General features: G+C 60.8%; 7 protein-coding genes. 1 reads left to right on the top strand and 6 read right to left on the bottom strand.

What is annotated here, in order from left to right; translation table 11 throughout:
• The first annotated feature begins 357 nt into the window (after positions 1-357).
• On the top strand, positions 358-765 hold the full coding sequence (locus QMG61_RS17255; RefSeq protein ID WP_283495569.1) for a hypothetical protein: 408 nt from the start codon (positions 358-360) through the stop codon (positions 763-765).
• Here the strand turns inward: QMG61_RS17255 and QMG61_RS17250 are convergent, their stop codons facing one another.
• The 6 genes from QMG61_RS17250 to QMG61_RS17225 form a co-directional block, all read right to left on the bottom strand.
• A complete protein-coding gene (locus QMG61_RS17250; protein ID WP_283495568.1) occupies positions 766-1,071 on the bottom strand; it encodes a hypothetical protein in 306 nt (101 codons plus the stop codon).
• 537 nt (positions 1,072-1,608) lie between these two features.
• A complete protein-coding gene (locus QMG61_RS17245; protein WP_283495567.1) occupies positions 1,609-1,782 on the bottom strand; it encodes a hypothetical protein in 174 nt (57 codons plus the stop codon).
• 248 nt (positions 1,783-2,030) lie between these two features.
• Complete coding sequence (locus QMG61_RS17240; protein ID WP_283495566.1) at positions 2,031-2,519, bottom strand: RNA polymerase sigma factor; 489 nt, start codon at positions 2,517-2,519, stop codon at positions 2,031-2,033.
• A gap of 324 nt (positions 2,520-2,843) precedes the next feature.
• The gene (locus tag QMG61_RS17235) at positions 2,844-3,953 is read right to left on the bottom strand and encodes an FtsX-like permease family protein (protein WP_283495565.1); all 1,110 of its coding nucleotides are present in this window, start codon (positions 3,951-3,953) and stop codon (positions 2,844-2,846) included.
• On the bottom strand, positions 3,950-4,588 hold the full coding sequence (locus tag QMG61_RS17230) for an ABC transporter ATP-binding protein (protein WP_283495564.1): 639 nt from the start codon (positions 4,586-4,588) through the stop codon (positions 3,950-3,952). The genes QMG61_RS17235 and QMG61_RS17230 overlap by 4 nt, the downstream gene beginning before the upstream one ends.
• A gap of 4 nt (positions 4,589-4,592) precedes the next feature.
• Positions 4,593-5,672: a peptidoglycan-binding domain-containing protein gene (locus QMG61_RS17225; protein WP_283495563.1), complete on the bottom strand. Its 1,080-nt coding sequence runs from the start codon at positions 5,670-5,672 to the stop codon at positions 4,593-4,595.
• Positions 5,673-5,867: the final 195 nt, after the last annotated feature.

Below are 5,867 nucleotides of genomic sequence, written 5' to 3'. Positions count from 1 at the left end.
TTGATTGGACGACGCGTGTATCCCCGGTCATCACCACAGCTTGCCAGAAGAGCACCTCGTCACCCGGCCGTGGCCAACTGAGCGCCACCGATTCGCGCTCGCACTGCCCATCCGAAAGCGGAACCCTGAACGGGCATTGGCGACCGATATCGGAGGTGAGCGGTGTCACGGCCCAACAGAGGCGCCGATGCTTCGATTGCGCTTCGCCTCTGCGCGCTGCAAACTGAAATTCGCGACTGGGAGTTGCGTTCCGCACGGCGGCGACAGTGAGATCAGGCACCGCCTGCAGCGTGAGAACTTGCTCCGTGCTGGTCGGAAACTAGTAGTGTCGACGCTAATCGACCTGGGGGGAACCAGATGATTCGCTGTTTCACAAGCTTTTTCGCGGTAGCTGCGTCACTGGTGCTCTTGACGGGCTGTTCCGCCTTCGCCGATCCGGGACCGGATGACACGGGCACCCCAACAGTCAGTCAGCCGGATTTCCCGAATGGGTTCAAGGACCGCGGAGACGGTGTCGCAACGCGTTTCGTTGACGAGGAACACTGCGGGCAAGGCAGATGCAGCCAAATTGAGATCTACGCCTACGGTTCGTGCCCCAGCGGCGTGTACATCAGAGCAGACACCATGGATGAGTCGGGCGCCGTCGTCGGATTCACCAACGGCATCACCGGCTCACTCGCCGAAGGCGACAAAGCCATTGCCACCTTACCGATCCACGAAGATGCCGCGACGGACGTGAAGATCACCAAGGTCAACTGCCACTGATCAGGACAAGCTGAACGCGAGGACCGCACCGAGTACTGTCGTCAGCGCCATCGCGCAACACCCGAAAAGAACCAGCCCGCCGCGGTTCCTCGCTCGGCGCGCGGCGATCACGCCGACCACGATGGCCACCGCCATGATCACGGGGATCGCGCCCAAGCTCCATGCCTCTTGAACAACGTAGTTCGGACTGGGACGCGGCGGCTCGACGGGAGCCATCGCAAACCGGATACCCGCTACCCACCACAGCACAGCAGCCAAGAGCGCGGCCACCGTCAGGAGCGTGCCCGAGGAAACGACCCGTGTCATCCAGCCTCCTCGTCCTTGCCCCGACCCGAGGTCCAGGCGGTCGCCTCCAACGTAGCCGGGGACTATTTGCCGTCCAACCCCCCATCACCTGTCGATGCGCAATCGTTGCCCACCCGGCGGAAGGGTGCATCTCGTCTGGTCCCAATGGGGAACCCCTGGCGGGGCTGCTGCCCCGCTGGGGAGTTCAGCACATCTAGGACTGCCGCTTGTTTCCCTCACGGACGCCTCGAATGAAGTTCACGACCGACAGGATGCCAACGATGAGTAAGAATGTCGGAATCAGCACGCTCGGAAGTAGTTGGCTGGCATCAAGGTCATTCTGGGACGACCATCCGATGTAAGCCATGATCCAACCTAGAAGGCCCAGAAAGATGCAGGCCAAGGAACCCAGGGTTACTATCGCTGCCTTCACGATCAGTTTTCGGTTCGGGTGCAATTCGCTCCTACTTCCCCATGACCCTGAACTTAGGGCACATCCGGTGATCTTGGAAAGTCCCAAGTTTGGGGCCTGCTGAGCGCGCCACCTGCGCTGGTCGCCTACGGTCGATACTCCTTCGGCGGCGGCGATGTGGGCAGGTCGCCGGGGGCCGCTCGGCCTCCGAAAGTCATGGTGGCGATCGAGGACAGCCCGGCACCGATGCCCTTGGCAAGGAAGGACAGGATCGCGCCCACTACTTGCCATCGCCCGGCATGGCCACCTGACTGAGTCATGCTGTGCCCCGATCTCTAGGTCGTGTGCGTCTCGGCGTCGAGAGCCTGAACGATCGCGCAACTACCGCACGGCGCGTATTTGTTACTCTACGAGGGAGGCCAAGGCGTATCCAGGAGGCACAAGTACAAGATCGTCTTTGCGTCTCCCCGGTGCGACCAGTTCCGACGCTGCTGAGGGGGCGTGACATTTTCCTCAGCGTGAGCGCATTCGCTTCTTCCCCGCGGCCGCCGACATACCGGGCGGCTCCTTAGCTGAGGGATTCCTCGGGAGCGAAGGCCAGCGCAGTGCGAAGTCGCCCTTTCGCGGACGCGTACCGTGACCGTGCTGTTGACGCAGTGATGCCGGTGATCTGGGCCGCTTCGACGAGGCTGAATCCTTCCCAGTGGACCAGTTCAATGAGTTCGCGAAGGTCCGCCGGTAGTTTCCCGACCGCAGCACGCACAGCCGTGGCGTCGGATAGGTCCGTTCCTGTTTGTGATTGTTCGAGTTCCCATCGCAGGCGATCAGTGGCGGCCAACCGCCGCCGCGCCGTCCGGCGAGCGTTGAGGAGCAGGTTGCGAGCGATCGTGAATAGCCACATTCGGCCGCCCAACGCGTCGGCTGGGGCCTTACCGGCCTTCTTCCACGCGATGATGAAGGTCTCGCTCAAGACATCGGCTGCATCTGCGCGCGGATCGATTCGCCTTTCCAGATAGGCGAGGAGATCAGAAGCGTTGGCGCGGATGAGAACCTCCAAGGGGTTCCCACGCTCTGCGCGCATAACCGAGAGACCTCGTCACACGTTCCGGCGGTTTCGAGGGAGAAATGGCCGACGTCGAGGCCCTTGGCCTCCAGCCCGTCCGTCGTCAGCGTGTAGGCGGTATCGATCAGCATGTCGGTTTCCGGATCCGGGAGTGCCGGCTGGAGGGTCGCCTCTGGGTGTGCCGCGTTGTATTCAGCTATTTCTTCAGCCTTGGCGGAGGCTGCCGCCGCTGAGTACTTGTAATCGTTTCGGATGGCGTCCGGGATCCTTAATGCAACGCCCAACAACTTCTGGACCCGGGGTAGCCGGAGAAAATGCTCAAGGCACGCGAAGTTCCCGCAGCGGATCGCGCCGTGCCGCGGCCGCTGAGGGCACAATGGCTGCGATGGTGGAGGCAACTATGGCCAGGATCGCTATGCCAGCGAAGTAATTGGGTGCAGGCAACGGGTCGCCCTGAATGGCGAGAGCAGCTGCGGCCGCGGCACTGCCTACAAGCGTGCCCGCGGCGCTGAGTATGACCATCTGGGCCAGTACGAGAGTGACAATGAGGGACTGGCTGGCACCGAGTGCGCGGCGCCGGCCGAAATCTTTCCGCCGCAACATAACGAGCCCGTATTGAATTGCAGCAACGAGCGTTCCCGTTACTGCAAAAACGACAAGAACGAGATCTCGACCGAAGAGGCCTAACTGGCTTTCCACGAGTCCTCGAAGTGTCGCCAATTGTTCGCTTGTCGATACCTCAATCTTGGTCGGATCATCGACCGCAAGGATAGATTGCACTGCTCGGGAGACGGGCGCCACGAGATCCGGTCGTTTGGCAACTACGACCAAAATACTCACCGGTTCTGCGGTGGCGTCCGCCGTCGGGTCCTGCGGCACAAGGATCAACGGTTCGAGGAACTGGAGATAGTCCGGAACGGTGAGAGACCCAACGATGGCATAGTCGGTTCCCGTGTCGACGGTCTGTACTCCACCAACACCATTCGGCATTCCCAACTGACTGAGGGCAATTCGAGAGGCGACCGATGAGTGATTGGTGAGCGGAAACACGCGAGAAACGCCCAGCGGCGCGAGCTCCGAGCCGTAGAATTGTCGGATAGGGACCTTCGGACCGCCGGGTATCTTGGCGTTCCTCGCATCGTCGGCTGCGCCGAATGCGCCCGCCCACACAATGCCATCTAGACGGGAAAGCCGGGCGAGCACGTCGCTGGTAAGGCCGGCGTCAGAATCCGCTCGAACGACGATTGATCGAGTGCCCGCTGAGTCGATGCTGGAGATTACTGCCTGTTCAGCGCCCACCGTGCGCCCTGTCGTCAAGAGCACAGTCAAGCACATGCCGCACACAATCGTGATCGAGACGATCGACGCGACCGGTTGGCTGAGCGCCGAGGCACAGGCCTCGCGGAGAATTGCTCCAATCCGGCTCACAAGCGGACAATTCGGTCGCATTGCTCAACCAGCGCGGGATCGTGAGTGGCGACGATGACGGCCGCTCCACAGGACGCCCGATCCCGCAGTGCCTGTACGACGATTCCCGCCGATACAGGATCTAGGTTCCCAGTGGGTTCGTCGGCCAAGAGTATTCGGGGATGATTGAGCAAGGCTCTCGCCAGTGCTATACGTTGGGCTTGACCACCCGAGACCTCGCCTGGCCTGTGAGTCGCCCTCATTGCGACACCGAACTGCTCCATCAACTCCAAGGCGCGAAACGATGCGTCACGGCGCGATTCCCCTCTATATAGCGCAGTCTCCAGGACGTTGTCGAGCACAGTCCGACCCATATCTAGCGCCGCGTCCTGGAAGACGAATCCGAACATGGTGGCTCTTAGATGTGCCCGTCTACTGTCGGAAAGATGGGCAGCATCGAAGCCATCCACGACCACGTTCCCCTCGGTGGGCTTCAGCATTAAGCCGAGCAAATACAAAAGCGTCGACTTGCCGCAGCCGCTAGGCCCTGTGATCGCGACGACTTCCCCTGATTCGAAAGCTTGATCCCATCCAGTCAGGATGTCCGGTGTACGGCCATAGCTGAACGTTATTGATCGGGCTTGAAGAAGAATCATCGGATCAGCTCGGCCCGGTAGTCGAGGGCAACCGCACGTGCAACCCTTCTCGGACCCCCTCAATGAGAGAAATGCCTCTCGCGCTGGCAATGATAGTAACCGGATGCAGGGACCCGGCCTTGTCAACAACGGCTACCGATCCATCGGGGGTGGTGATCAACGCAGCCGACGGTACGCTCAGACCCTTGACGGTTTCGACAGTGACAACCTTGGATGGCAGAAGTGACTGGCCGCTGACGGGCACTAATCCGCACTGATCGCGGCAGATCGACAAGCCATCTAGTCCCGCAAGGATTGCGTTTGTGCTGCCCGTGGTTGCGTCCTTGACATGTGCAACGACGAGACTTTCCCACAGGCTTCCGTCCGGCCCCGTAATCTCCACTCGCGTTCCCGCTGGCATGGAGACCGCTTGAGCGTCAGTTACAGGAACGGAGAAGGTGGGGCTAGGGGGCAGCCCCTGGACAACTGACTCTCCCCCGGCGAGGGTCGCGCCACGTTTGATTACACCGCCGTCTAGTGCAACACGGGTTGGAAGGGACGGGACGAAAATCACATCCCCCGGCTCCACCGTTCCCGATTCCTCGAGGCCGAGGGATTTTTGCCACTTCTTAATGGCTGCCGACGTATACGCGCCAGCCTTACCATCGGCGACACCCGAGTAGTAGCCCAAATCGGAGAGCATGGTTTGCAACTGCCCAACGTCAGCCCCAATCGAGCCATCCGCAATCGCACGAAAGGCAGGAACGTCGCCTCGCGCAACAACTACCGGTCGCAACCCCACAGTATAGAGAGTTGAGCCCTGGTCGACGTCCTCACCGGGTTTGATGGCAATGCTCGTAATGATGCCGACAGCCTGATTCGTTCCTATCGGACTGAAAGTCCAAACAGACGCAGTGTTTAGACTTAGGCTCGACCCGACCTCACCTTGCGCCACCTCAACCGTGGTAAATTTTCGGGCTTCCAAGGCGCGTGTCGGGGGAGCAAGGACCGTAGTGGCAGCCCACCCGGTTGCCGCTCCGACGGCCAGCAAAAAGGTGCCGGCAATCACCCATCTCCAGACGCCGTTCGTTCGCACCGTTGACATGCCCCCCCCAGAATGTTTGAAAGTGTAACACCCGCTCGACAGCCGGACCTCCCATATTCGTCTGATTCCTAAACCTGAATCCACCGGTCGACCGCTGGTGGAATCGTGATTTCGGTTTGATTGGGTTTCTGGGTTTCGGGCGCGGTTGAGGGCTGGGCCTCGATGCCGTGAGTGTTCCACTGGGGTTCCTGGTTG

The organism is Cryobacterium sp. PH31-AA6 (assembly GCF_030063195.1).
In the GTDB taxonomy this organism is placed as follows: Bacteria; Actinomycetota; Actinomycetes; order Actinomycetales; family Microbacteriaceae; genus Cryobacterium.
Note: the sequence above shows the minus strand (reverse complement) of the source record. Positions and strands in the feature narration are given on the sequence as shown.